Source organism: Actinosynnema sp. CA-299493 (assembly GCF_050946825.1).
GTDB lineage: Bacteria > Actinomycetota > Actinomycetes > Mycobacteriales > Pseudonocardiaceae > Actinosynnema.
Genome location: NZ_CP191993.1, coordinates 1,307,191 through 1,332,522, shown reverse-complemented (window position 1 = coordinate 1,332,522; position 25,332 = coordinate 1,307,191). Strand labels below are relative to the sequence as shown.

The window sequence follows — 25,332 nt, the reverse complement described above, 5'->3', positions numbered from 1 at the left end:
AGATCCACTTCTGATGTGGATGGTTAGCCTCACCCGGTGGTTCGACGTTCAACGAAGATTATCGCGGTACTCGCTACCTCCGCTTCACTGCTGATCGCCACGGCGACGACCGCCTTGGCGTGGCCAACGGTCATCCACGGAATCGAGTCGAGAACGACCACTGTTGAGCAGCAGGTCTATGCCCCGAACACACCCATGACCATGGTGGTGTGGACCGAGCGCGAGCCGCTCGACTACCCGAACGCGATCGAGATCCGGCGGGCGGTGAGCAAGCGCGTCCCCTGAACATCCGGGTCGAGAACCGCGTCGGCGTTGCGGTCCAGGCGGTTGTACGACTTGGCCAGCAGCCAGTGCGCGGCCTCGGCTCCTATCGGGGTCAGCGGGCCCTGGTCGGCCAGGCGGGTGCGGGCGGTGGCGACGTCGCGGGTGGCGAAGGCGGTGCGCACCTCGCCGCCGGACAGCTCGTCGATCAGGAACACCATGGCGTGCTCGTCGGCGGCGAACCGGTACGTGCAGATCAGGGCCAGGTAGCCGGCGTCGATCGAGCGGTCGCAGATCCAGGCGCCGCCGACGGTCAGGGCGGGGCCTGCGGGGGTGACGGCGTTCGCCGCCCACTCGCGCGGCCGGCCGGTGAGCACGGCGGCCAGGACGCGCAGCAGGGCGTGGTTGCGCCGGCTGGGCAGCGACACGGCGTGCTCGATCAGGCCGGCCCAGAACTCCTCGTCGGGCCGGAGGTCGGCGACCGCGCTGCTGACCGTCAGCTCCGCCTCCAGCGGGTCGAGGACTTGCGGCAGGGTGCGACAGCGGTGCACGACCTCTCGTTGTGCCGTGGTCAGCGGCGTCCCCTGTGGACGGTTGACCACCACGATCGGCCGCCGCCTCGGCACCTGCGTCTTCCGGCTCACCGCGCGAGGCTGGCACGTCGGGGCGTCCACGGGGCCGCAACGCGCACCGGGTGCGGCGACACCACACCCGAAAGGGGACAATCGGCAGTCGTGGACTCCCTGCGCGAGGCGTTGTGGCGGGCCGCGGCGAATCGCCGGGCCCGGCTGCCGCGCACCTCCTCCTTCCCACCGGCCGAAGTGGACGACGCGGTCCAGGCGGTGCTGAGGCGTGCCTTCGAGCACCTCTGGGAACACGGCTGGCTGCCCTACGACGTGTACGAGGTCGTACGGCGGAACGAGGACGAGCGCGCGCTCTCGTTCCTGGTCGACTCGCTGGCCATCGAGGCGTCCCGCTACCCGGCGTTGCACCCGCGCTGGCGGGAGCAGCTGGAGGAGATCGAGGCGGCGGTGTGGTGGGACGCCTCCCAGCCGCACGTCGACCAGTGGGCGAGCAGGCACATCGAGACGCGTGACGACGCCGTGGCCGCCGCGGTCGCGGTGCTGGCGGTGCTGGTCACGTTGCCGGGGCTGCCGGTGATCGTGCCGAAGCCGGGCACGCCGCTGGCCGCGGTCGACCACCACCACGTGGACCCGAAGATCCTCAACCGGGTGCGCGGGCTGCTGGCCAAGGCGGAGTCGACCGCGTTCCCGGACGAGGCGGAGGCGCTGTCGGCCAAGGCGCAGGAGTTGGTGACGCGGCACGCGTTGGAGCGGATGCCCCTCGACGCGCCGACGACGACGTCCCGCCGGCTGTGGCTGGACAAGCGGTACTTCGACGGCAAGGCGCAGGTCGTGCACGTGGTCGCGACGGCGAACCGCTGCCGCGCCGTGGTGTACGACCTGGGGTTCGTGGCGCTCGTCGGCGAGGAGCTCGACCTGGAGATCGTGGAGCTGCTGTCGGCGTCGTTGCTGGTCCAGGCGACGCGGGCGATGGTCGCGGCGGGTGAGAAGGCGCGCAAGGGCGACGAGGCGCGGTCGGCGGCGTTCCGCAAGTCGTTCCTGCTGTCCTACGCGCACCGGGTCGGGGAACGGCTGCGCGCGGCGAACGAGGTGCCCGACGACGACCGGCTGCTGCCCGTGCTGGCTGAGCGCAAGAAGGCGGTGGAGGAGTACTTCGGCGCGATGTTCACCCGGACCGTCGCCAAGTCGACGCCGGTGCGCAGCGCGGCGGGGTGGGACGCGGGCCGGACGGCGGCGGACCGGGCACACCTGTCGATCACCTGACCTGCGAGCGATTACCGGCCGGCCGGAGTTCCGGGCGTTCTGCGCGACCGACGAGCGGGCGCGGGCATGCTGTGGACGCCGGCTCGCGAGGTGATCGCCGAGGTGGGGCCGGAGGTGCGTGCCGCGCTGCGCGACCGCGTGGTGTCCAACTTCCTGGGGTTCCTGCGTGACGTGCACGTGCTCGCGGTGCTGCGCGGGCACGGGCTGGACGTGCGGGTGCACCCGTTGGCGGACACCGTGTTCAAGGTGGACGCGTGGGTGGAGCGGCTGATCCTCAACCCCCGCGGCGGTGGGCAGCGGTCGCAGGACCTGCTGGTGCACGCGATGCCGCCGTTCTTCTTCACGGATCTGGGAGTCACGGAGTTCACGCAGGTCGGCGCGGCCTCGCTGCCGTCGCGGTCGCAACTGGACCGGGCGGCGCGGAGGCTGCGGGACGTGCTGCGCCCGGATGAGCCATCATGGCCGGGTGCCGAACCTGGAGACGACGGACGACGTCCGCGCCCGGATGAGCAAGCAGCGCTCCCGTGACACGGCCATCGAGGTGGCGTTGCGGCGCGAACTGCACCGGCTGGGGCTGCGGTACCGGGTGCACCAGCGGCCCGTGCGCGGGGTGCGGCGCGAGGCGGACGTGGTGTTCGGGCCGGCCAAGGTGGCGGTCTTCGTGGACGGGTGCTTCTGGCACGGCTGCCCGGAGCACGGCACGTGGCCCAAGCGCAACGGCGAGTTCTGGCGGACCAAGATCGAGACGAACCAGGCGCGTGACGCGAACACCGACCAGGTGCTGGCGGACGCGGGGTGGCTGGCGGTGCGGGTGTGGGAGCACGAGGACCCGGCCGTCGCGGCGAGTCGGGTGCGGAGCACGGTGTTGCGGCGGCGCGGTCGGCTAGCCTGAGTTCGTGCTGTCCATGATCGACCTGTTCGCCGGCTGTGGCGGCATGACCTCCGGGTTCGCCGCGGCGGGCGGTTACCGGCCGGTCATGGCGGTCGAGTGGGACCTGCACGCGGCGGCGACGTACGCGGCGAACTTCGGCGAGGACCACATCCGCTGGTCGGACATCGCGGCCGTGCCGGACAGCGCGATCCCCGAGGTCGACGTGATCGTGGGCGGCCCGCCGTGCCAGGGGTTCTCGAACCTCGGCTCGAAGGACGTCGACGACCCGCGCAACTCGTTGTGGCGCGAGTACCTGCGGTTCGTGCGCAAGGCGCGGCCGTCGGTGTTCGTGATCGAGAACGTGGACCGGTTCCTGGCGTCGACGGAGTTCGCGCTGCTCCAGGCCGAGACCGAGGGCTACGAGCTGAGCTTCGGCATCCTGCTGGCGTCGGATTTCGGCGTGCCCCAACGGCGTCGGCGCACGATCGTCATCGGCTCGCGGATCGGGCGCGTCCCGCTGCCGGTCGCGACGCACCCGCGCGGGCACTGGCACACGGTGGGTGACGTGCTGCGCGGACTGCCGGAGCGGCCGGTGACGACCGCGTTGCCGAAGTCGGTGGTGGAGTTCTTCGGCCGGGAGCTGCCGGGGCCGTTCAAGAGCCCCGACCTGCACATCGGCCGCAACCCCACGCCGCTGTCGCTGGAGCGGTACCGCCACATCCCGCCGGGCGGCGGTCGGTTCGACCTGCCGACGGAGCTGTTGCCGCGGTGCTGGCGGGAGAAGAAGACCGGCACGACGGACGTGATGGGCCGACTGCGGTGGGACGAGCCGTCGGTGACCATCCGCACGGAGTTCTACAAGCCGGAGAAGGGCCGCTACCTGCACCCGCAGTGGGAGCCGGGCGAGGGCGGCCACCGGGTCGACCGCCCGATCACGCACCTGGAGGCGGCGCGGCTGCAGTCGTTCCCGGACTCGTTCGAGTGGTGCGGTTCGAAGATCGAGGTGGCCAGGCAGATCGGCAACGCCGTACCGCCGTCGTTGGCGAGGGCCATCGCCGAGCACCTCAAGCCGTACCTGACGGGTGCCGAGCCGACCGCGCCGAGCTGCCCGCTCTGCCCCTGATCCACCGGGGTCCCCGCCGCGCGAACCGGAATTGTCGGACCCCTCCACTAGCGTCATCACCATGACGACAACCACGTACGAGAACGCGGTCCGCATCGGCTCCACGACCTACCAGGTGGTGGCCACCGCCGACCCGGACCTCTCCGTCGACCTGGCCGGTGTCGACTCGTCGGGCGTCCTGGTGGCCGAGGGCACCCTCCGCCTGCCCGCGGACGCCGGCGCGAAGATCGGCAAGCTGCTGGCGCAGGTGCTGGAGGCCTTGGGCAGGCTGAGCGCGCCGTCCTCGCTGTCGGCCCGCGACCGCCCGGCCAACGCCAACCAGCCGTGGACGCAGGACCTGGACGACGGCCTGCGCGCCGACTGGCTGGCCGCCACCACCGAGACCCCGACCACTGACCTGATCCGTTCGATCGCCAAGCGGCTGGAGCGCTCCCCCACCTCGATCAGGTCGCGGCTGGCCAGGGTGGGCTGCGACCCGGACGTGCCCGGCCGGGAGTTGTCCCCGGACGGCGCGCGGGTGTTCCGGGTTCAGGGTCGGGATCAGGGCCGGGTCAGGGGCAAACCCGATTCGGGAGGGGAGGGCGTCGAGTGATGCTCGTGGTGGACGCGTAGGGCGAGGAAAGGACCTCTCGTGGAGATCACCGGGCTCATCTCGGCGCTGGTCATCGGCGTGCTCGTCGGTGGCCTCGGGCGGCTGGTCGTGCCGGGCAGGCAGAAGATCTCGATGGTGATGACGCTCCTGGTCGGTATCGCGGCGGCCCTGGTGGGCACGTTCGCGGCGTCGGCCCTGGGCGTCTCGGACACCGCCGGCATCGACTGGCTGGAACTGGCCCTCCAAGTCGGCCTGGCCGCCATCGGTGTGACCACCCTGGCCCGCAGGAGGTCCCGCCAACCCCAGTGACCACCTCACCGCAGGGCAGGCCGCCGGCCCCACCTCCTGTCCGGCCTGCCACCGGTGCCCCGCACGCCCATGAACCGATGCCGCCCTGCCCTGCCCTGCGAGCTGGATCGCAGCGGTTGGTCTGGCACGGCACGGCCTGGCACGGCAGGGCTCGATGGCCTGACCCGGTCTGGTTCCGGCGCTCCAGCGCGCCCGGAGCGGTCTGGAACGGCCTGCCGAGGGCTGGGCAGCCGACCCGGGTTCGACTGCACCAGCCACGTGCCGCCACCGCCTACCTGTCACGGCTCGCTCAGCCGGGCGCATGGCAGGCGACCGGCCAGGCGCATGGGTGGCGCTGCCGGATGTGTGCGCGACAGATCGCGTGACCCGGCGCCTGGGGCAGTCGGCGGCCCCGGTTCGAGGACGGGCCGCGCGGTCAGGTGGGCGGCGGGGAGTGGGCGGGGGCGTTGCGGAGTGGGCGGGGCAGCGGGAGTGGGCGGGGTGGGGTGGTTGGGGATTGGGGCGGTGGGGTGGTCCGAGTGGTTGGGTGGGGGCGGGTTGGGGGCGGGGTTGGTTCAGGCGCATAGTGCTGTTCGTGTTGGTGTTGCATGCGTTGGGCGTGGGCAGTGGGCGGGTTGGGGTTTGGGCGGAGGATTCGCTCTTGCCGGAGCGGGTTGGTGGGAGGTTGCCTCGGCGGGCGGTGGGGCATCCGTTCGCGGTTGGTGGGGCGACGCTTGAGCGGTTGGTCGGCGGGGTGGTCGGGGAGGTTGCCCTGAGGCTCCCCTCCTACGCGGGTGGGCCGGTGGGGTCGCCCGAGTTGGTCCGGGAGACCGCCGGTGGGCGGCGGGGCGCGCTGCGGTGGCGGGAGTGGGTGGTTCCGGTGGTGTGGGTCGAGGAGGTGGGCGGGTCGCTGCCGCCGGACTGCCGGGGTGGTGCTTCGTGGAAGTTCCTGGACGACGTCCTCGGGTTCGGGCGGGAACTGGTCCGGCGTGGTCGGGTGCTGCCGTCGCTGGACGGGGACGGGTTCGCGAGGTGGCGGGCCGCGTTGTCCGGGGTGGACTCGTTGCGCTTCGCCGCGCTGCGGGCGAGTGCGCCGCCGTCGTTCCGGGGCTCCGACGGGCCTGGCGACCTGGTCGAGGAGGTGCTGGACCGCGCGGTCGACCGTGAGGTCAGGGCGGCGTTGCGGGGTGCCCGACCGGGCGGCGACGGGGTTGTGGGGCGGTGGCTGGACGCGTTGGTGGACGAGCCGCGCGTGGTCGGTGAGGTGGGTGCGTTGCGCGCCAGGGTGGCGACTTGGCGGGCCAACGGGTTGCGGCAGAGTCCTGTTCGGACCTGCTTCCGGCTCAGCTCACCCGACCAGGGCGGCATGGCGAAGGACGGGTGGCGGGTCGAGTTCCTGCTCCAGGCCGTGGACGAACCGAGCGTCGTGGTGACGGCGGAGCAGTTGTGGCACAAGCAGGATGCCGTCCTGCGGCGGTGGGTCGGCCGACCCGAGGACGTGTTGCTCGGCGACCTCGGACGGGCCGGTCGGCTCTACCCGACGCTGGATCGGGCGCTCTCCGCCCGGCGGCCCGTCGAGCTGGCGCTGGACGTCGAAGGCGCCTACGACTTCCTCCAGCACGCGGCGGTGCTGGCGGAGGCGGGCTTCGGCGTGATGCTGCCCTCGTGGTGGCGGCAACCCCACCGGCTCGGGCTCCGGCTCACGGCCACCAGTCGCGGCACGGCGGGTCAGGTCGCGAAGGAGAGCGAGCTCGGCCTGAAGGTCCTGGTCGACTACCGGTGGGAACTGGCGGTCGGCGACGAGCGGCTGACCGAGGCCGAGCTCCAGTCCCTCGCCGAGGCCAAGGTGCCGCTGGTCCGGGTCCGCGGCCAGTGGGTGCACGTCGACCCGAAGCGCCTCGCCGCGGGCCTCGCCTTCCTCAAGCGGGGCGGCGGGCAGATGACGGCGGCGCAGGTCCTGCTGCACTCCGGCCTGCACCCGGAGGACGCCGACCTGCCACTCCCGCTGAACGGGGTCAGCGCCACCGGCTGGCTGGGAGACCTGCTCTCCGGCGAGGTCGAGCACCACCTGGAGCCGGTCGGGCAGCCGAAGGGCCTGGTCGCCGAACTCCGCCCCTACCAGCAGCGCGGCCTGGCCTGGCTCGCGTTCCTCGACCGGCTGGGCCTGGGCGCGTGCCTGGCCGACGACATGGGCCTCGGCAAGACCGTCCAACTGCTGGCCCTGGAAGCGCACAACCGCGCGCACGGCAAGCGCCTGCCGACGCTGCTGGTCTGCCCGATGTCCGTGGTCGGCAACTGGCAGCGCGAGGCCGCCCGCTTCACGCCCGGCCTGGAGGTGCGCGTCTACCACGGCGCGGAGCGCGCCCTCGACGCGAACTGCGACCTGGTCATCACCACCTACGCGGTCGTCGCGCGTGACGCCGGGAAGCTCGCCGACGTGAGCTGGGACCGCGTCGTGCTGGACGAGGCGCAGAACATCAAGAACAGCTCCACCCGGCAGTCGAAGGTGGTGCGCGCGATCCCCGCACGGCACCGCGTGGCGTTGACCGGCACGCCGGTGGAGAACCGGCTGGCCGAGCTGTGGTCGATCATGGACTTCGTCAACCCCGGTGTCCTGGGCACGGTCAGCACGTTCCGCGCCCGCTTCGCCGTGCCCGTCGAACGCCACCACGACGAGGACGCCGCCGTCCGCCTGCGCCGGATCACCGGCCCGTTCGTGCTCCGCCGCCTCAAGACCGACCCGCGGATCATCACCGACCTGCCGGACAAGATCGAGGTCAAGCAGCTGTGCACGCTGACCGCCGAACAGGCCACGCTCTACCAGGCCGTGGTGGACGACATGCTGGCCAAGATCGCCGAGGCGGAGGGCGTCAAGCGCAAGGGCCTGGTCCTGGCCACGATGTCGCGCCTCAAGCAGGTCTGCAACCACCCGGCGCAGCTCCTCGGTGACGGCTCGCGCGTCGCCGGCCGCTCCGGCAAGCTCACCCGGCTGGAGGAAATCCTGGACGAAGCGCTGGCCGACGGCGACAAGGCGTTGTGCTTCACCCAGTTCACCGCCTTCGGCTCCCTCGTGGTGCCCCACCTGGCCGCCCGGTTCGACACCGAGGTCCTCTACCTGCACGGCGGCACGCCGAAGCGGCAGCGCGACGAGATGGTGCGGCGGTTCCAGGCCGACGACGGCCCGTCGATCTTCGTGCTCTCGCTGAAGGCAGGCGGCACGGGGCTGAACCTGACCGCCGCCAACCACGTCATCCACCTCGACCGCTGGTGGAACCCGGCCGTGGAGGACCAGGCCACCGACCGGGCGTTCCGCATCGGCCAGCGCAACCACGTGCAGGTGCGCAAGTTCGTCTGCGTCGGCACGCTGGAGGAGCGCATCGACCGCATGATCGAGGAGAAGCGCGGGTTGGCGCAGCTCGTGGTCGGCGCCGGTGAGGACTGGCTGACCGAGATGTCGACCGGCGAGCTGCGCGAGCTGTTCGCCCTGTCCGGGGAGGCCGTCGGTGACTGACTGGCACAGGTACCGGCCGCCGTCGCGGCCGATCCGGGTCGAGGGCGGCCTCACGCTGCGCAGCAAGCGGGGTGACGTCGCGCAGACGTGGTGGTCGCGGCGGTTCCTCGAGGTCCTGGAGTCGTTCGGCATGGCAGGCCGCCTGAACCGCGGTCGGGCGTACGCGCGCACCGGCCAGGTGATGAGCCTGTCCCTGTCCTCCAGCCTGGTGGTGGCGCTGGTCACCGGCACGCGCCCCGAGCCGTACCGGGCGCGGATCGGGGTGCGGAAGTTCACCGACGACGACTGGCGGCGCATCGAGCACGCGCTGGCCGACCAGGCGATCTTCGCGGCCAAGCTGCTGGCGGGCGAGATGCCGCCGGAGATCGAGGACGTGTTCGCCGACCTCGGCCTCACGCTGTTCCCGAGCACGATGCGCGAGCTGCACATGGACTGCACGTGCCCGGACTGGGAAGTGCCGTGCAAGCACCTCGCCGCCACCTGCTACCTGCTCGCCGAGTCGTTCGACACCGACCCGTTCGAGATCCTGGCCTGGCGCGGGCGGTCCCGCGAGGACCTGCTGGACCGGCTGCGCGACCTGCGCGCGCCCGTCCCCGCCGAGCCGACCGAGGCGGTGCCCGAGCCGGCGGACTCCTTCGCCGACTTCTGGGCACGCCCGAAGGTCGCCGAGGTCGTGCCGGACGTCGTGGAGCCGACCACGAGGCGCCCGGACGCGCTGTTGGACCAGCTCGAACCGCTCGTCGTGGACGGTCGTTCGGTGACCGACGACCTGCGGCCCCTGTACCGGCGGATGGCGAAGCCCTGACCGCGCCCTGACCGCCCACCCCGGCACTCGCGCTCCCGGCGGGCGGGCCGAATAAGTTACCGACTGGTAGCGTGCGGCGGCGACGAAGGGAGAACCCCGTGCTGTTCCACCCGAACACCCACGACTTCGGACACCTGGACGCGGAGAGCCGCCGCCTGCTGCGCGCGACCGTCGACTGGTTCGAGGAGCGCGGCAAGCGCCGCTTGATCGCCGACGACCAGGCCAAGGTCTGGTACGCGGAGTTCCTGGACTTCGTCGCGCGCGAGAAGCTGTTCGCGACCTTCTGCACGCCCGCCGCCGAGGCCGACGGCAACCCCGACAAGCGCTGGGACGCCGCCCGCAACGCCGCGTTGAGCGAGGTCCTCGCCTTCTACGGCCTCCAGTACTGGTACGCCTGGCAGGTCACCGTGCTGGGCCTGGGCCCGATCTGGATGAGCGACAACGCCGCGGCCCGAAAGAAGGCCGCCGCGCTGCTCGACCGGGGCTCGGTGTTCGCGTTCGGGCTGTCGGAGAAGGAGCACGGCGCGGACGTCTACTCCACCGACATGGTCCTCACGCCCACCGCCACCGGCTTCACCGCGACCGGCGGCAAGTACTACATCGGCAACGGCAACGTGGCCGGCATGGTGTCGGTCTTCGGCCGGCGCGCGGACGTCGAGGGCCCGGACGGGTACGTGTTCTTCGCCGTCGACTCGCAGCACGAGAAGTTCACGCTGGTCAAGAACGTGGTCGACTCGCAGATGTACGTCAGCGAGTTCCACCTGGACGGCTACCCGGTCACCCCGGACGACGTCCTGCACACCGGTCCGGACGCGTTCAGCGCCGCCCTCAACACGGTCAACGTGGGCAAGTTCAACCTGTGCACGGCCTCGATCGGCATCGACGAGCACGCGTTCTACGAGGCCATCACGCACGCCCACAACCGGGTCCTGTACGGCAAGCGGGTCACCGACTTCCCGCACGTGCGGCAGAACTTCGTGGACGCCTACGCGCGGCTCACCGCCATGAAGCTGTTCGCCGACCGCGCCGCGGACTACTTCCGCAGCGCGTCCCCCGAGGACCGCCGCTACCTGCTGTTCAACCCGATCACCAAGATGAAGGTCACCAGCGAGGGCGAACGGGTCGTCGACCTGCTCTGGGACGTGATCGCGGCCAAGGGCTTCGAGAAGGACACCTACTTCTCGATGGCCGCCCGCGACATCCGCGCGCTGCCGAAGCTGGAGGGCACGGTCCACGTCAACCTGGCCCTCGTGCTCAAGTTCATGCCGAACTACCTGTTCCAGCCCGCCGCGTACGCCGACGTCCCGACCAGGCACGACCCGGCCGACGACGACTTCTTCTGGCGGCAGGGACCGGCCCGGGGGCTGGGGCAGGTCACGTTCCACGACTGGGAGACGGCCTACCGCGAGCACGCGCACGTGCCCAACGTGGCCCGCTTCCACGAGCAGGCACGGGGGCTGCGCACCCTGCTGACCACCGCCGCGCCGGACGACGAGCAGCAGGCGGACCTGGACTTCCTGCTCAACCTCGGCCACCTGTTCACGCTGGTCGTCTACGGCCAGCTGGCGCTGGAGCAGGCCCGGCTCACCGACCTGGACGCCGACGTGCTCGACCAGGTGTTCGACGTGCTGGTGCGCGACTTCTCGGCCTACGCGGTCGCGCTGCACGGCAAGGCGTCGTCCACCGAGGCGCAGCAGGGCTGGGCGGTCGCGCAGGTCCGCAAGCCCGTTGTCGACCAGGCCCGCTTCGAACGCGTCTGGGGCAAGGTCGCGGCGCTGTCCGGCGCATACGGAATGCGTCCCTGAGTGATCACGGTAAGGCGGCGGTGAACACCCGCCGCCTTACCGGCGAAGCGCCAGGTAAACGATTAAGCGCGGCTGGCAGTCCGTCGGCCGCTCGGGCAATGGCACCAATCACGGCCACTCCGACCGGACGGTCGCGCGCACCGCTCGACGGGTGAACGCACGCCCGTTCGCGCACACCTCGACGCGGATGCCGTCTTGACTGGTGGGTGCGCTGCGTGTTTCGTCGTCAGCTACCGACGAACCGGAGGGAATCGCGCGCATGACCGCGTCCAAGGCACTGCGGGCCCTGCGGGAGGCGATCGTGCTGGAGCACCTGGAGTCGGAGAACGAGCACGAGTTCGACACCGCCGTGGGCACCTTCGACCACCCCCGGTGCGAGATCGTGGCGACCGGTCAGGTGTTCGACGGTCGGGCCGAGGTCGCCGACTACTACGCCCGCGTCCGCGACGCGTTCCCGGACCGGCGCAGCACGCTGGTCGAGCTGCACCACGCCGACGACGCGGTGATCGTGGAACTGGAGCTGCGGGGCACCCACCAGGGCGGTCTCCGCGGCGAGGGGCCCCCAGGGCGTGCCTACCGGGTGCGCGCGACGGCGTTCTTCGTGTTCGACGACGCCCGGCTGGTCGGCAAGCGGGTCTACGGCGGGCAGGTCGACCAGACGCCCGCGCTGAGGGTCTGAGCAACGATTCGGGCCGCCACCCCCCGCGACAGCGGGGAGTGGCGGCCCGAAAAGATCCAGGTCCTGGTGGTGACCCGGATTAGGTCAGAGCGGTCGAACCGCCTGCGCCTGCGGGCCCTTCTGGCCCTGGCCGATCTCGAACTCCACCCGCTGGTTCTCTTCCAGGGTGCGGTAGCCGTTGCTCTGGATCTCCGAGTAGTGCACGAACACGTCGGCGCCACCGTTGTCCGGGGAGATGAAGCCGAAGCCCTTCTCCGCGTTGAACCACTTGACGGTGCCCTGAACTGCCATCTTGCTACTTCTCCTCTAACAGGTGCCGGATCGCGCTTGCGACCACCGGGTCAGCTAGGGCCCCGGCCCCTCCTGGCGAGGAAAGTTCGGCGCCCGCAACTCCGTTCCGCGAGCGTGGTGGAACACGAACACAGAATGGTACGACCGAAGACAGTCAACCATGAGATCCCGCCGGCAGTCGAGCGGAAGAATGCGGCGAGTCGCACTGCTACCGTGGGCGAGGTCGCGATCACAGGGGGTCTCCGATGCCTGAACCGATGCTGGTCTCCATCGCCGCGTCGCTCGCCTCGCGGGCCGTCGCCGGCCTGTACGAGCTGGTCCGCGCCAAGTTCGCGGACGATCCCGTCGCCACCGCGGCGCTCACCGCCGCCGAGGGCGCGCCCGAGGACTCGCCCGAGGTCAAGGCGCTGGGCGAAGCGCTGGAGCGGACCGTCGAGGCCGATCCGGGCTTCGGGGCGGAGCTGCGGGCCCACCACGCCGTCACGCAGACCGGCCGGGTGTCCAACCAGATCTCCGGCACGGTGCACGGCAACGTCGTGCAGGCGGGCGACATCCAGGGCGGCATCAGGTTCAAGTAACCCCGCCGGGTGAAGATGGGGTGGTGTACGCGCTCCACCTGCCCCAGTCCCGGCTGCTGTTCTTCTTCCTCGGCCTGGTGCTCACCTTCGTCTTCATCCGGATCAGCGTCCGCCTGATCCGGGCCAAGGTGCGCTGGTGGCCGGGCAACTTCACGCCCGGCGGCACGCACATCCACCACGTCGTGTTCGGCGCCGTCTTCATGCTGCTCGGCGGCATGACCGGGTTGGCCGTGCCGGACGACCAGCACGGGGTGCGGGTTGCCGCGGCGGCCCTGCTCGGCGTCGGCGCGGCCCTCGTGCTCGACGAGTTCGCGCTGCTCCTGCACCTGCGCGACGTGTACTGGACCAAGGACGGCCGACTCTCGGTGGACGCGGTGTTCCTGGCCATCGGGATGACCGGCCTGCTGCTGCTCGGCGCCCGCCCGGTCGGCTACGAGGAGTTCTACGGCGAGGGCGTGGCCGTGCGCGTGCTGCTCATCCTGGTCAACCTCGCGTTCGCCATCGTGGCGCTGCTCAAGGGCAAGGTGTGGACCGGGCTGATCGGGCTGCTGGTGCCCGTGCTGCCGGAGATCGGCGCGCTGAGGCTGGCCCGGCCCGGCTCGCCGTGGGCCCGGTGGCGGTACACCGAGGGCTCGCGCAAGCTGCGCCGCGCGTACCGCCGCGAGGCCCGCATCCGCCGGCCGCTGATCCAGGTGAAGATCCGGGTGCAGGAGTTCATCTCCGGGCGGCACGACGAGGAGGGCTAGGCCGGGGCTGTCCGGCTCGGCGGTCTCCGCTTCCGCGAACGCCCGCGCTCGCCGAAGGGGCTCGGGCTGGTCGAGCTGCTGATGGTGATGGTGCGCTGGACGGCGGGCGAGGCGGGCCCGCCCGTGCTCTACCGCCACCACGCGTGCGGCCGGATCGCGCACGTGGAGCCGCACTGCGCGGAGTGCGGCGGGCCGATGGGGCCGGCCGGCATCGACGTGCTGCCCGGCCCCGGAGCCGCCTAGCCGTTCAGGATGCCCAGCTCGGCGCAGTCGTCGGCGGTGTCGCCCGCGCACAGGTCCGCGTGCTTGACCACGCCCTCGGCCACCAGCGTGCGCACGTTGTCCCGGGCGATCAGGTCCGCGCCCAGCAGCACCGACTTCACGTCCCGCTTCGCCACCAGGTCGCGGGTGTTGCCGGTGGCCAGGTCGTCCGCGCCGCTGAGGTCGCCGCGGGCCACCGCGATGGCCAGCCGCGCCGCCGCCTCGGCCTCGTCCCGGATCGGCTTGTAGACCGTCATGCACTGCTCGCCGCGCAGGATCGCCCGCAGGCCCTCCAGCGTGGCGTCCTGACCGGTCACCGGCACCCTCCCGGCCAGCCCCTTGGTCTTGAGCACCTCGATCGCCGCGCCGGCCAGCCCGTCGTTGGCCGCGACCACGCCGTCCACCGCGCCGCCGGCGGCCGACAGCATCTGCTCGAACGCGGCCTTGCCGAGCACCGGGTCCCACTTGTCGACGGGCTTGCTGTCGACCAGCTTCAACGCGCCGGTGTCGTACTTGGGGCCGAGCTTGCGGCGCTGGCCGTCGAAGAACAGGGTGGCGTTGTTGTCCGTCGGCGCGCCCTGCAGCTCGATGATCCGCGCGCCCTGCTTGTCGCCGAGGCACTTGAGCAGGCCCTCGGCCTGCAACTCCCCGACGTTGAGGTTGTCGAACGAGACGTAGTAGTCGGCCTGGCCGCCCAGGCTGATCCGGTCGTAGTTGATGACCGGGATGCCCGCCTCCCGGGCCTTGCGCTCGACCTCCGCGCCGCCCTCGGGGCTCAGCGGCGTCGTCATCAGCACCTTCACGCCGCGCCCGATCATCTCGTCGGCGATGCTGGCGAACTTCGCCTCGTCACCGTCCGCGTTCTCGATCAGGCCCTCGATGCCCGCGAAGTTCAGCGCCTGGAGCAGCAGCGGCCGGTCCTGGTCCTCCCAGCGGTCCGACGACGAGCGGTCCGGCAGGATCACGCCGACCACCGGCCGCGGCGCCCGGCTGCCCGTCGGCGGCGCGAGCGGGTCGACCTCCGCGCCGCAACCGACGGCGAGGAGCGCGACGAGACCACAGGACACGGCTCTGACTAGCCTTCGCATTCGCCAACCCCTTGCGCGGGCACATCGACGTAGACCCGGGAAATACGGAATGTCGCGGAATTCCATCCCTCCGGGTGCGGGTTCGTCAAGACGTAGCAACCTCGCAGCTCCAAATGGGCCGCCCCATTCGGACAGTTGACCTTCCCGGAACACCGAAACCGCAGGTAGGGCCGTTACAGTGCGTACTTATCACGCTCCGCACCCGATTGGTCACGGAGCCGGCAGGTGCGATAGGGGACTCCCGTTCCGGCGATTTTTGTGCGATGGTGTCGCGTGCCGAACCTTGGCTGGGTGTGTGAGGAGAACAGCGTGAGAATCGTCCCCGCAGCGCTGGTGGCCGCGACCGCCGCGGCACTGCTCGCCTTGGGCGCCGGGCCGGCCGCCGCCGAACAGGTCACGCCGGACCACGCCGTCGCCGCCAGTTCGCAGTCGCAGGCTCAGTTCCAGACGAGCGAAGACAACCGCGACATGTAGCGACAGACCGAGATCCCCGTCCCCCGGCGAACCGGAGGGCGGGGATCTTCGTCGTCCGCGGGGTTCCGTCAGCCCAGCGCGGCGCCCAGGGCCTGCCAGTCCAGCACCGGCGCGGCCAGGTCGCGGATCGCGGCCAGCAGCCCCAGCCTGGCCCGCCGCACGTCGGCGTCCTCGGCCATCACCAGCACCTCGTCGAAGAACCTGTTCACCGGCCCGGTGAGCCCGTTCGCGGCGGCGACGAACGCGGCCAGACCCGTGACGCCGGCGGGCACGTCGGCCAGCGCCTCGTGCAACGCCACCTCGGCGGGCTCTACGAGCGCCTGCGCGTCGTACTCCCCCGCGGTGTCCGCCGGCACGATCCGCCGCACCCGCTGCAACGCGGCGACCAGCGCGGCGAAGTCCGGGTCGCCGGCCAGCGCGGTCAGCTCGGCCAACGTCGTGTCGGCCACCGCGGGCGCGTCGGCCAGCGGCAGCACGGCGTTGACGAACCGGTGGTCGTGCCCGGCGTCGAGCAACTGCTGCTCGTACCGCCGCACGGCGAACTCGCGGGCCGTGTCCAGCGCTTCGGCCGGCACCTCCAGCTCCTGGGAGGCCAGCGCCAACGCCTTGGTCAGCGTGATGCCCTTCAGGTCCGGGAACGCCCGCAGCACGCTCACCGCGCCCAGCGCCGCCCGCCGCAGCCCGAACGGGTCGGAGCTGCCGGTCGGGTTCGCCCCGATGCCGAACAGCCCGGCCAGCAGGTCGAACCGGTCGGCCAGGGACAGCAGCGCGCCGGGCGTGGACGACGGCATCGCGTCACCCGCCGAGCGCGGCAGCTCCATCTCCCACAGCGCCCGCGCGACCTCCGGGGTCTCCCCCGCCCGCTCGGCGTACTCGCGGGCCATCACGCCGGCGAGGCTCGACAGCTCGATCACCATCTGCGAGCCGAGGTCGAACTTGGCCAGCTCGCCCGCGCGCGCCAGGGTCTCGTCGGCCGCGCCGACCTCCTCGGCGAGCCGCCGCGCGAGCACCGCGATCCGGCCCGCCCGGTCCGCCATCGAGCCGAGCTTGTCGGCGAAGGTCAGCTTCTCCAGCCCGGCCTTCATGTCCTCCAACGGCGTGCGCAGGTCGGCGCGCCAGAAGAACGCCGCGTCCTCGTACCGGGCGCGCAGCACGGCCTCGTTGCCCGCGCGGACCAGGTCGGCGTCCACCTCGCCGTTCGCCACGGCCACGAAGTGCGGCAGCAGCGAGCCGTCCCCCGCGCGCACCGGCAGGTACCGCTGGTGCTTGCGCATCACCGTGGTGAGGATCTGGGCGGGCAGCTCCAGGTAGCGCTCCTCGAACGAGCCGAGGATCGGCGTCGGCCGCTCGACCAGGTTCGTGACCTCGTCCAGCACGCCCTCGAAGTCCACGACGCCGCCCACGGACGCGGCCAGCTCCTCCGCCCGGGCCACGATGGCGTCACGTCGGCGCGGCGCCGAGGCGTCGATGCCGTGCCCGGCCAGGAACTCCAGGTAACCATCCGCCGACGCCACCTCCACCACCGGCGTGGCGGCGGTGCGGTGCACGCGGGTCTTCGGCTCGGCGGCCAGCGACGACACCGCGACCGGCACGGGCGTCGTGCCCAGCAGCGCGAGCAGCCAGCGGATCGGCCGGGTGAACGACAGCTTCGGGTCGTTCCACTTCATGTTCTTCTCGGCGCGCAGCTCGGACACCACCTCGCCGAGCAGCCCGCTGAGCACCTCCACCGCGCCGCGACCGGGGTCCGTGCGCACGAGGGCCACGTGCTCGACGCCGTTCTCGGTGACGCGGCCGAGCGCGTCGACGGCCACGCCCTGGCCCCGGGCGAAGCCCTGCACGGCCTTGGTCGGGTTGCCGTCGGCGTCGAACGCGGCGGACACCCGCGGACCGCGCACGGTCTTCTCCGCGTCCGGCTCGCGCGGCGCGACGTCGGGCACCAGCACCACGACCCGGCGCGGCGTGCCGTGCACCTCGACCGCGCCGTGCGCCAGCCTGGTCGCGCCCAGCTTGTCCGCCACGGCCTTGGCCACCGCCTCGACGGTGCGGGTCACCTCGGCGGGCGGCAACTCCTCCACGCCGATCTCGAACAGCAGCGTGCTCGGGGCCGTGACCTCGGCGAACGTCTCCGGCACGGTGGCCGGCGCGGGCGCCTCGGCCAAGCCGAGCGGGTGGCCCAGCTCCTCCCGGCGGGCCGCCCACAGCCCGGCGACCTCCCGGGCCAGGCCGCGCATCCGCCCGAACGCGCGGGCCCGCTCGGTGGTGCTGATCGCGCCACGCGCGTCGAGCACGTTGAACGCGTGCGAGCACTTGAGCACGTAGTTGTGCGCGGGCACGGGCAGCCGCGCGTCGAGCATCCGGCGCGCCTCGGCGGCGTACTCCTCGAACAGCCGCTTGTTGGCCGCCACGTCGGCGTCGTCGAGGTAGTAGCGGCTCATCTCGTACTCGGCCTGGCCGAACGCCTCGCCGTAGGAGATGCCGGGCGCGTACGCGATGTCCTTGAAGTGGTCGACACCCTGCAGAGCCATCATGATGCGCTCGATGCCGTAGGTGATCTCCACCGACACCGGGTCGAGCGACATGCCGCCCGCCTGCTGGAAGTAGGTGAACTGGGTGATCTCCAGCCCGTCCAGCCACACCTCCCAGCCCAGGCCCCAGGCGCCGAGCGCGGGAGAGGCCCAGTTGTCCTCCACGAACCGCACGTCGTGCGCCCGGACGTCGATGCCCAGCGCTTCGAGGCTGCCCAGGTACAGCTCCTGGGGGTTACCCGGGTCGGGCTTGAGGATGACCTGGAACTGGGTGTGGGTCTGCAGCCGGTTCGGGTTCTCGCCGTACCGGGCGTCGTCGGGCCGGACGCTCGGTTCGACGTAGGACACGCGCCAGGGCTCCGGACCCAGCACCCGCAGCACGGTGGCCGGGTTCAACGTGCCGGCGCCGACTTCGGTGTTGTACGGCTGCACGACGACGCAGCCCCGTTCGGTCCAGTACCTGGTCAGCGCGAGCAGCGCATCCTGCATGGTCAGCACGGTGGCAGTCTACGAACGCGGGACCGCGGACCTCACAATCGGGTAACCGACCTGGTCAGCGGGCCCGCGAACCGGTATCACCACGTCCGGCGAACCGGCTGTGCGACGCTGGTGGCAACCCGGGCGGCCTGCCATGCGTCCAGTGGGACGAACCCGGGTACATGGGAGGAGTGGGAGTGGACAACCGGCCGCCGAGGCCAGGCGAACCCGATGGGTTCCGCCGGCGACCTGTTCCCCCTCGGAGTCCTTCCGCAGGCCAACCCCCGCGTGCCCAAGAGCCGCCGCGCCGAGCCGAGCCGGGGGGGCGGTTCGACCCGCCGCCACGGCGCGGGCCCGAGCGCCCGACCGGCGAACGCGGGCGCGTGCCCGGTGAGTGGCCGAAACGACCCGTGACCGACCCCTCGTCGGGTGAGCGGCCCCGGCCGAACGCGCCGAGGGACGAACGCGCACGAGCCGGCAGCGAGCCCGGCCGGGCGAGGTCCGGCGCCGAGCGTCCCCGACCGCAGGCCGACCGCCGCCCCGCCGAGCGCGACGCCGACGGCAGGCGCCCGGCCGAACCGCGGCGGATCGCGCCGGCGCAACGGCCCGCCGGCCAACGCCCACGCCCGCCCGCCGGCCGCACGGGTCCGCCGCGTCGCCGCCCGCCCGAGCGCCGCGCGTCCGGTGGCGCGATCTTCCGCCGGTCGCTGCTCGCGCTGTTCTCGATCGGCGTGCTGCTGGGCACCGGCTACGCGTGGGCGAACCTGAACACGCTGCTCAGCGACATCTCCACGACGGACGTCATCAGCGACGCGGGCGGTGGCGAGAAGCCCGCCGACGGCTCGGTCGACATCCTCATGGTCGGCATGGACAGCCGCACCGACGCCAAGGGCAACCCGCTGCCCCAGGAGATCCTGAACGAGCTGCACGCGGGCAACGAGAACGACGGCGGCCTGAACACCGACACGCTGATCCTGATGCACGTGCCGAACGACGGCGGCAAGGCGGTCGCGGTGTCGTTCCCGCGCGACTCCTACGTGCAGATCGCGGGCGGCTACGGCCGGCACAAGATCAACTCCGCGTACGGCTACGGCAAGAACGACGCCATCGCGAAGCTGGAGGGCGAGGGCGTCACCGACCCGGCCCAGCTGGAGGTCCGGTCGCGGCAGGCCGGCGCGAAGAACCTCATCGGGACCATCGAGGGCCTCACCGGCGTGACCATCGACCGCTACGCCGAGATCAACCTGGTCGGGTTCTACGAGATCACCAAGGCCATCGGCGGCGTGGACGTGTGTCTGAACCAGGCCACCCGCGACGACATGTCCGGCGCGAACTTCGCCGCCGGGCCGCAGAAGGTCCAGGGGCGCGAGGCGCTGGCGTTCGTCCGGCAGCGCTACGGGCTGCTGCGCGGCGACCTCGACCGGATCGTGCGCCAGCAGGTGTTCATGGCGGGCCTGGCCAAGCAGATCCTGTCCGCCGGCACGCTGTCCGACCCCGGCAAGCTCAGCTCCCTGATCGACGCGCTCACCAAGTCCATCGTGCTGGACAAGGACTGGAACGTGCTGGGGTTCGCCACCCAGATGAAGGACCTGACCGGCGGCAACCTCAAGTTCGAGACGATCCCGACCGGCACCCCGGAACTGGAGACGCCCGAGGACGGCCTCGCGGTCGAGGTCAACGAGCGCGACGTGAAGAAGTTCTTCAAGAACCTCGGCGCCGACCCGAACGCCACCGGCACCAGCGCGCCCGCCCTCGACAACGCCTCGGTCACCGTGGAGGTCCGCAACGCCTCCGGCACGCCGGGGCTGGCCGGCCGGGTGCTGCAGGCGCTCGTGGCCGAGCGGTTCACCGACGGCGGCGCCGACAACGCCACGCCCATGACCACGTCCGTGGTCCGCTACGGCGTCGGCGGCGACGCGGGCGCGGAGGCCGTCGCCGACTCCCTCGGCGGGCTCGACATCGAGCAGGACGACGACGTCCCGGCCGGTCACGTGCGCGTGTTCGTCGGCTCGGACTACTCCGGGCCGGGCACGCAGGCGCTCGCCGGCGACCGGCTGGTCGGCCTGGACGGCGCGCGGCGGCAGCCGGGCACGACCACGCCCACCGAGCCGCCCATCACGGCGGACGGGGTGCGCTGCGTCAACTGATCGTCCACTCGGGGGGGTAGTCGTGGGGAGCTTCGTCAGACGCGTCCGCTGGAAGCGGGTGCTGATCGCGCTCGGCCTGCTGACCGTGCTCGCGGCCACGCCGTGGGTGTGGGTGCAGGTCGGCAGCGCCGCCCACCGGCACGACGCGGCCGACGTGCCGGCCGCGCCGGTGGCGCTGGTCCTCGGCGCGGGCCTGACCAGGTCGGGCACGCCGACGCCGTTCCTGGCCGGTCGGCTGGACGTGGCGGCCGACCTGTACCGGCGCGGCAAGGTCGAGGTGCTGCTGGTCAGCGGCGACAACAGCCGGACCGGGTACGACGAGCCGACCGCCATGCGCACGTACCTGATCGGGCGAGGCGTGCCCGCCGACGTCGTGGTGGCCGACTACGCGGGCCTCGACACGTGGGACTCGTGCACGCGGGCGAAGCGGATCTTCGGCGTCGAACGGCTGACCGTGGTGACCCAGGAGTTCCACCTGCCCCGCGCGGTGGCGCTGTGCCGTTCGGCGGGCATCGAGGCGTCCGGTGTGGGGCACGACACGTCCGACCGGGTGGCGACCACCGCCTACGGGCACTTCCGGGAGGTGTTCGCGGCCGGCAAGGCGATGTGGGACGGCCTCGTGGCGAAGCCGGATCCACAGTTCCTCGGGCCGCGCGAGACCGGCGTCACCAGCGCGTTACAGCGTTGAAACGCTACTTTCGGTACGACTCCGTTAGCCCGATCGGGCGATAAATCGGACAACCCGCGTAAGCGATCGTCCTGTCGCGCTTTCCATCTGCGTGGGGTCTGTCGGGGCCCCGGCGGACTGGAGGATCGACGGTGCAGATCGACACAGCGGCGTACCAGCGCGTGCTCGGTGATGAGCTCCGCAGCCTTCGCAAGCAGCGCGGATGGACCCGCAAGGAGCTCAACCGCCGGCTGCAGAGCGACATCTCGCTGCAAACGCTGGCCACGTACGAACTGGGCACCCGCCAGTGCTCGGTGGTCCGGTTGGCGGAGATCTGCGCCGCGCTCGGCGTGCCCGCGCACCAGGTGCTCGCCCGCGTGCACGAACGCGTGTTCGGTGACGCGCCCGCCGGTCACCTCTCGGTAGACCTGGCCACGGTCGTCGCCGACCCGCGGCCGCAGCTGATGCCGCTGCGCCGTTGGGCGCAGGGCAGGCTCGCGCACCTGGTGCCCGGCCAAGCGCCCGAGGTGCACCTCGACCTGCCCGCGCTGGAGTACATGGCCCAGTTGTGCCAGCTCAGCACGGTGGACCTGATCCGGACCCTGCGGGAACTGGACCACCAGCGACACCGGTAGCATCGGGGGATCTCCCTCCCCTGACAGATCCGGGAAGTCGGTTTGCCGAACACTCCAGGTGCAGACCCAGCCCGCTTGCCGCTGCGCACCGCGGCGGCCGTGCGACTGGGCAACATGAGTTCCAAGCTGTCGCAGAAGATGGGCCTGGGCGCGGGCGGCATGATCGGCGGCCGGGTCGCGCTGAAGCTCGATCCGCAGGCGCTGGCGCACTTGACGTCCGGGCGCTCGGTCGCGCTGGTGACCGGCACCAACGGCAAGACGACCAGCACGATGATGCTCAGCCGGGCCGTGTCGTTCCTGGGCGAGGTCGCCACCAACCACGGTGGCGCGAACATGCCCGACGGGCACGTGACCGCGCTGTCCAAGCAGCCCGACGCGCCGTTCGCGGTGCTCGAGGTCGACGAGGGGTACTTCCCCGAGGTCGTGCGGGCCGCGTCGCCCGAGGTGGCCGTGCTGCTCAACCTCAGCCGCGACCAGCTCGACCGGGTCGGCGAGGTGCGCACCATCGAGAAGTCGCTGCGCACGGCGCTGGCGGCGGTGACCGGCGTAGTGGTGGCCAACTGCGACGACATCATGGTGACGTCTGCGGCCCGTGACTCGGCGAACGTGGTGTGGGTCGCCACCGGGACGGGCTGGCACAACGACGCGGCCTCGTGCCCGCGCTGCGGCGACCCGATCCGCTGGGAGGGCGAGCACTGGCACTGCACCGGCTGCGACCTGGCCCGGCCCCGGCCCCAGTGGGTGACCGGCGACGGGTACCTGGTCACGCCCACCGGAGCGAAGGTGGAGCTGGCGCTGCGGCTGCCCGGCAAGTTCAACCAGGCCAACGCGGTGATGGCCACGGCCGCCGCCGCCGCCCTGGGCGTGCCCGTCGAGGAGGCCGTGCAGCGGTTGCGCGCGGTGGCCAACGTGGCGGGCCGGTACCGGACGATCCAGCGCTCCGGGCACCGGGCCAGGCTGCTGCTGTCGAAGAACCCGGCCGGGTGGAGCGAGACGTTGACCGTGGTGCGCGAGGCCGACCACCCCGCCGTGCTGGTGATCAACGCCCACGAGGCCGACGGGCGCGACCTGTCGTGGCTGTGGGACGTGCCGTTCGAGCGGCTGCGCGGCCGGCAGGTCATCGCGTCCGGCGAGCGGGCGACGGACCTGGCCGTGCGGCTGACGTACGCCGAGGTCGAGCACACGATCGTGCCGGACCCGCTGCTGGCGATCGACGCCATGCCGCCCGGTCCGGTCGAGGTGATCGCCAACTACACCGCATTCCGCGACCTGAACGCGAGGGCCGCCCAGTGAGCACCAGCAAGGTCCAGATCGCACTCGTGCTGCCCGACCTGCTCGGCACGTACGGCGACTTCGGCAACGCGGTCGTGCTGGAGAAGCGGATGACGTGGCGGGGCATCTCCGCCGAGATCGTGAACATCCGGTTCGGCGAGCCCGTGCCGGAGTCGTGCGACATCTACGTGGTCGGCGGCGGTGAGGACACGGCGCAGACGCTGGCCGTGCGGCACCTGCGCGAGCACCCGGGGATGCAGCGCGCGGCGGCCCGCGGCGCGGTGATCCTCGGCGTGTGCGCGGGGATCCAGATCTTCGGCGAGTCGTTCACCCGGGCCGACCAGGTGACGCACGCCGGGCTCGGGTTGATCGACTCGACGTCGCACGCGGGCGGCAGCCGGGCCATCGGCGAGGTGGTCGCGACCCCCGCCGACGGCCTGTTCGAGGGCGTGCTGACCGGGTTCGAGAACCACCAGGGCCGCACCGTGCTGGGCCCGTCCGCCCGTCCGCTGGCGCACGTCAAGGTGGGCACGGGCAACGACGGCCGGGTGGAGGGCGCGGTGCAGGGTCGGATCCTGTGCACGTACCTGCACGGTCCCGTGCTGCCGCGCAACCCGCAGATCGCCGACCTGCTGATCGAGTGGGCCACGGGCGCCAAGCCGAGCCCGCTCGACCTGCCCGACGTGACCCGCCTGCGCGCCGAACGCACCAAGGCCGCCGGCTTCACCGCCTGAACGTCGAACTCACCGTCTCCGAACGCAGGACTCTCGCGCCCTGGACGTAGGACTCTCGCGAGAGTCCTACGTTCGCAACGCGAGAGTCCTACGTTCGGAACACCCGAGTCGAACGTTCGGGTCAGGCCGGGACGCGGGTGCGGCGGGCGCGGGTCAGGGTGTAGTCCTCGGCGCGCACGGTCTTGGTGCGCATCCAGTAGCGCCAGGTGAAGCCCGGCCAGACCGTGCGGTTGACGCCCTGCGCGTCGAGGTACCAGCTCTTGCAGCCGCCCTCGGTCCACACGCCCTTGGACAGCTTCCGCTGCAACTGCCGGTTGAACCGCGCCTGCACCTCCGGCCGCACGTCCAGCTCGTCGGCCTGGTGGCGGTCCAGCAGTTCGAGGCACTGCCGGACGTACCGGATCTGCGACTCGATCATGAACACCACCGAGTTGTGCCCCAGGCCGGTGTTCGGGCCGAGCAGGAAGAAGAAGTTCGGGAAGCCCGAGACCGTGATGCCGTAGTAGGTCTCGATGCCCTTCTCGCGCCACTGCTTGGCCAGGTCGACGCCGTCCTTGCCGGTGATGTCCAAGTAGTCGAACGAGTCGACCACGTGGAACCCGGTGCCGTAGATGATCACGTCGACCTCGTGCTCGACGCCCGCGCGGTCCACCACGCTGTTCGCCCGCACCTCGGCGATGCCGTCGGTCACCAGGTCCACGTTCGGCTTGCCCAACGCCGGGTAGTAGTCGTTGCTGATGAGCACCCGCTTGCAGCCCATGGTGTAGTCGGGCGTCAGCTTCGCCCGCAACGCCTCGTCGGGCACCTGGGCGCGCATGTGCCGCTTGGCGATGTTCTGCGCGAACTCCATGATCTTCGGGTTCACCGCGAAGCCGAGCGCGCTCGACTCCCGCGTCCAGTACACGAAGTTGCGGTACAGGCGCTGGGTGAACGGCGCCGCGCGGAACAGCTTCTGCTCCCAGGTGTTGATGTCCCGGTCGACCTTCGGCATGACCCACGGCGGCGTGCGCTGGAACAGCGTCAGGCTGCCCACCTCGTCGACGATCCGCGGCACGAACTGGATCGCGGACGCGCCCGTGCCGACCACGGCGACCCTCTTGCCGCGCAGGTCGTAGTCGTGGTCCCACTCGGCCGAGTGAAAGGTCTTGCCCTGGAACGCCTCGATGCCCGGCAGGGTCGGCACGTTCGGGATGTGCAGCGCGCCGACGCCCGCCACCACGGACTTCGCGGTGTACGTGTCGCCGTTCTCGGTGGTGACGTGCCAGACCTTGTCGTCGGCGTCCCACCGCGCGCCGCCGACCTTGGTGTCGAACCGGATGTGCTCGCGCAGCCGGTACTTCTCGGCCACCCGCTTCAGGTAGTCCCAGATCTCCGGCTGCCGGGCGAACGTGCGCGACCAGCGCGGGTTCAGCTCGAACGAGAACGAGTACATGTGGGACGGGACGTCGCACGCGCAGCCGGGGTAGGAGTTGTCCCGCCAGGTGCCGCCGAGGTCGCCCGCCTTCTCCAGCACGACGAAGTCGCGCTCCCCCGCCCGCTTCAGCTCGATCGCCATGCCCAGGCCGGAGAAGCCCGTGCCGACGATCAGGACTTTGACCTCTCGGTGCATGCCCGTCTCCTCCAAGCTCGCCTACATACTGCTCAGTAGGTTACTT

The 25,332-nt window shown here is 71.6% G+C and carries 24 protein-coding genes; 19 read left to right on the top strand and 5 right to left on the bottom strand.

Annotated features, from left to right (window positions below; all coding sequences use genetic code 11):
• Positions 1-233: 233 nt before the first annotated feature.
• Positions 234-905 (bottom strand): hypothetical protein, encoded by a 672-nt coding sequence (locus ACQPYE_RS06400; RefSeq protein WP_498719907.1) that lies wholly within the window; start codon positions 903-905, stop codon positions 234-236.
• Between the two features lie 90 nt (positions 906-995).
• Between ACQPYE_RS06400 and ACQPYE_RS06395 the strand changes: the two genes are divergently transcribed.
• The 10 genes from ACQPYE_RS06395 to ACQPYE_RS06350 all read left to right on the top strand — a co-directional run bounded on the left by ACQPYE_RS06395 (position 996) and on the right by ACQPYE_RS06350 (position 11,782).
• Positions 996-2,108 carry a DUF2786 domain-containing protein gene (locus ACQPYE_RS06395; RefSeq protein ID WP_498719906.1) on the top strand — a complete coding sequence of 371 codons (1,113 nt, stop codon included), beginning with the start codon at positions 996-998 and terminating at the stop codon, positions 2,106-2,108.
• Positions 2,109-2,174: 66 nt separating this feature from the next.
• Entirely contained in the window at positions 2,175-2,636 is a 462-nt protein-coding gene (locus tag ACQPYE_RS06390; RefSeq protein WP_498723110.1) for a hypothetical protein, read from the top strand.
• On the top strand, positions 2,557-3,000 hold the full coding sequence (locus tag ACQPYE_RS06385; RefSeq protein ID WP_498719905.1) for a very short patch repair endonuclease: 444 nt from the start codon (positions 2,557-2,559) through the stop codon (positions 2,998-3,000). The genes ACQPYE_RS06390 and ACQPYE_RS06385 overlap by 80 nt, the downstream gene beginning before the upstream one ends.
• Positions 3,001-3,013: 13 nt before the next feature.
• Entirely contained in the window at positions 3,014-4,102 is a 1,089-nt protein-coding gene (locus tag ACQPYE_RS06380; RefSeq protein WP_498722850.1) for a DNA cytosine methyltransferase, read from the top strand.
• Positions 4,103-4,163: 61 nt separating this feature from the next.
• Positions 4,164-4,694: a hypothetical protein gene (locus tag ACQPYE_RS06375; protein ID WP_498719904.1), complete on the top strand. Its 531-nt coding sequence runs from the start codon at positions 4,164-4,166 to the stop codon at positions 4,692-4,694.
• Positions 4,695-4,733: 39 nt separating this feature from the next.
• Positions 4,734-5,003: a GlsB/YeaQ/YmgE family stress response membrane protein gene (locus tag ACQPYE_RS06370; RefSeq protein WP_498719903.1), complete on the top strand. Its 270-nt coding sequence runs from the start codon at positions 4,734-4,736 to the stop codon at positions 5,001-5,003.
• Between the two features lie 781 nt (positions 5,004-5,784).
• Complete coding sequence (locus ACQPYE_RS06365; protein ID WP_498719902.1) at positions 5,785-8,493, top strand: DEAD/DEAH box helicase; 2,709 nt, start codon at positions 5,785-5,787, stop codon at positions 8,491-8,493.
• Positions 8,486-9,298: an SWIM zinc finger family protein gene (locus ACQPYE_RS06360; RefSeq protein ID WP_498719901.1), complete on the top strand. Its 813-nt coding sequence runs from the start codon at positions 8,486-8,488 to the stop codon at positions 9,296-9,298. The genes ACQPYE_RS06365 and ACQPYE_RS06360 overlap by 8 nt, the downstream gene beginning before the upstream one ends.
• A gap of 98 nt (positions 9,299-9,396) precedes the next feature.
• The gene (locus tag ACQPYE_RS06355) at positions 9,397-11,103 is read left to right on the top strand and encodes an acyl-CoA dehydrogenase family protein (RefSeq protein ID WP_498719899.1); all 1,707 of its coding nucleotides are present in this window, start codon (positions 9,397-9,399) and stop codon (positions 11,101-11,103) included.
• Positions 11,104-11,362: 259 nt separating this feature from the next.
• Positions 11,363-11,782, top strand: a complete 420-nt coding sequence (locus ACQPYE_RS06350; protein WP_498719897.1) for an ester cyclase — start codon at positions 11,363-11,365, stop codon at positions 11,780-11,782.
• Positions 11,783-11,866: 84 nt separating this feature from the next.
• Here the strand turns inward: ACQPYE_RS06350 and cspE are convergent, their stop codons facing one another.
• Positions 11,867-12,073 (bottom strand): transcription antiterminator/RNA stability regulator CspE, encoded by a 207-nt coding sequence (gene cspE / locus ACQPYE_RS06345; RefSeq protein ID WP_015098655.1) that lies wholly within the window; start codon positions 12,071-12,073, stop codon positions 11,867-11,869.
• 245 nt (positions 12,074-12,318) lie between these two features.
• On the opposite strand from cspE, the gene ACQPYE_RS06340 reads away from it, so the two are divergent.
• From ACQPYE_RS06340 to ACQPYE_RS06330, 3 genes are all read left to right on the top strand, one after another.
• Complete coding sequence (locus ACQPYE_RS06340) at positions 12,319-12,651, top strand: hypothetical protein (protein ID WP_498719896.1); 333 nt, start codon at positions 12,319-12,321, stop codon at positions 12,649-12,651.
• Between the two features lie 23 nt (positions 12,652-12,674).
• Positions 12,675-13,397: a hypothetical protein gene (locus ACQPYE_RS06335; protein WP_498719895.1), complete on the top strand. Its 723-nt coding sequence runs from the start codon at positions 12,675-12,677 to the stop codon at positions 13,395-13,397.
• Between the two features lie 81 nt (positions 13,398-13,478).
• Positions 13,479-13,640, top strand: a complete 162-nt coding sequence (locus ACQPYE_RS06330; RefSeq protein ID WP_498719894.1) for a hypothetical protein — start codon at positions 13,479-13,481, stop codon at positions 13,638-13,640.
• Here ACQPYE_RS06330 and ACQPYE_RS06325 read toward each other — a convergent pair.
• The gene (locus tag ACQPYE_RS06325; protein WP_498719893.1) at positions 13,637-14,746 is read right to left on the bottom strand and encodes a sugar ABC transporter substrate-binding protein; all 1,110 of its coding nucleotides are present in this window, start codon (positions 14,744-14,746) and stop codon (positions 13,637-13,639) included. The two genes, ACQPYE_RS06330 and ACQPYE_RS06325, sit on opposite strands and share 4 nt — an antisense overlap.
• A gap of 309 nt (positions 14,747-15,055) precedes the next feature.
• Here ACQPYE_RS06325 and ACQPYE_RS06320 point away from each other — a divergent pair, with 309 nt between their 5' ends.
• The gene (locus ACQPYE_RS06320; protein WP_498719892.1) at positions 15,056-15,220 is read left to right on the top strand and encodes a hypothetical protein; all 165 of its coding nucleotides are present in this window, start codon (positions 15,056-15,058) and stop codon (positions 15,218-15,220) included.
• 68 nt (positions 15,221-15,288) lie between these two features.
• Here the strand turns inward: ACQPYE_RS06320 and ACQPYE_RS06315 are convergent, their stop codons facing one another.
• Positions 15,289-18,234, bottom strand: coding sequence for a glycine--tRNA ligase (locus ACQPYE_RS06315; protein ID WP_498722849.1), 2,946 nt, complete (start codon positions 18,232-18,234; stop codon positions 15,289-15,291).
• A 398-nt stretch (positions 18,235-18,632) separates the two neighbouring features.
• Between ACQPYE_RS06315 and ACQPYE_RS06310 the strand changes: the two genes are divergently transcribed.
• From ACQPYE_RS06310 to ACQPYE_RS06290, 5 genes are all read left to right on the top strand, one after another.
• Entirely contained in the window at positions 18,633-20,369 is a 1,737-nt protein-coding gene (locus tag ACQPYE_RS06310; protein WP_498719891.1) for an LCP family protein, read from the top strand.
• A 22-nt stretch (positions 20,370-20,391) separates the two neighbouring features.
• Positions 20,392-21,057 carry a SanA/YdcF family protein gene (locus ACQPYE_RS06305; protein ID WP_498719890.1) on the top strand — a complete coding sequence of 222 codons (666 nt, stop codon included), beginning with the start codon at positions 20,392-20,394 and terminating at the stop codon, positions 21,055-21,057.
• Positions 21,058-21,188: 131 nt separating this feature from the next.
• Positions 21,189-21,671 (top strand): helix-turn-helix domain-containing protein, encoded by a 483-nt coding sequence (locus ACQPYE_RS06300; RefSeq protein WP_498719888.1) that lies wholly within the window; start codon positions 21,189-21,191, stop codon positions 21,669-21,671.
• A gap of 114 nt (positions 21,672-21,785) precedes the next feature.
• A complete protein-coding gene (locus tag ACQPYE_RS06295) occupies positions 21,786-22,964 on the top strand; it encodes a MurT ligase domain-containing protein (RefSeq protein WP_498719887.1) in 1,179 nt (392 codons plus the stop codon).
• On the top strand, positions 22,961-23,677 hold the full coding sequence (locus ACQPYE_RS06290; protein WP_498719886.1) for a type 1 glutamine amidotransferase: 717 nt from the start codon (positions 22,961-22,963) through the stop codon (positions 23,675-23,677). The genes ACQPYE_RS06295 and ACQPYE_RS06290 overlap by 4 nt, the downstream gene beginning before the upstream one ends.
• Positions 23,678-23,798: 121 nt before the next feature.
• On the opposite strand, the gene ACQPYE_RS06285 is transcribed toward ACQPYE_RS06290, so the two are convergent.
• Positions 23,799-25,286, bottom strand: a complete 1,488-nt coding sequence (locus ACQPYE_RS06285) for a flavin-containing monooxygenase (RefSeq protein ID WP_498719885.1) — start codon at positions 25,284-25,286, stop codon at positions 23,799-23,801.
• Positions 25,287-25,332 lie beyond the last annotated feature (46 nt).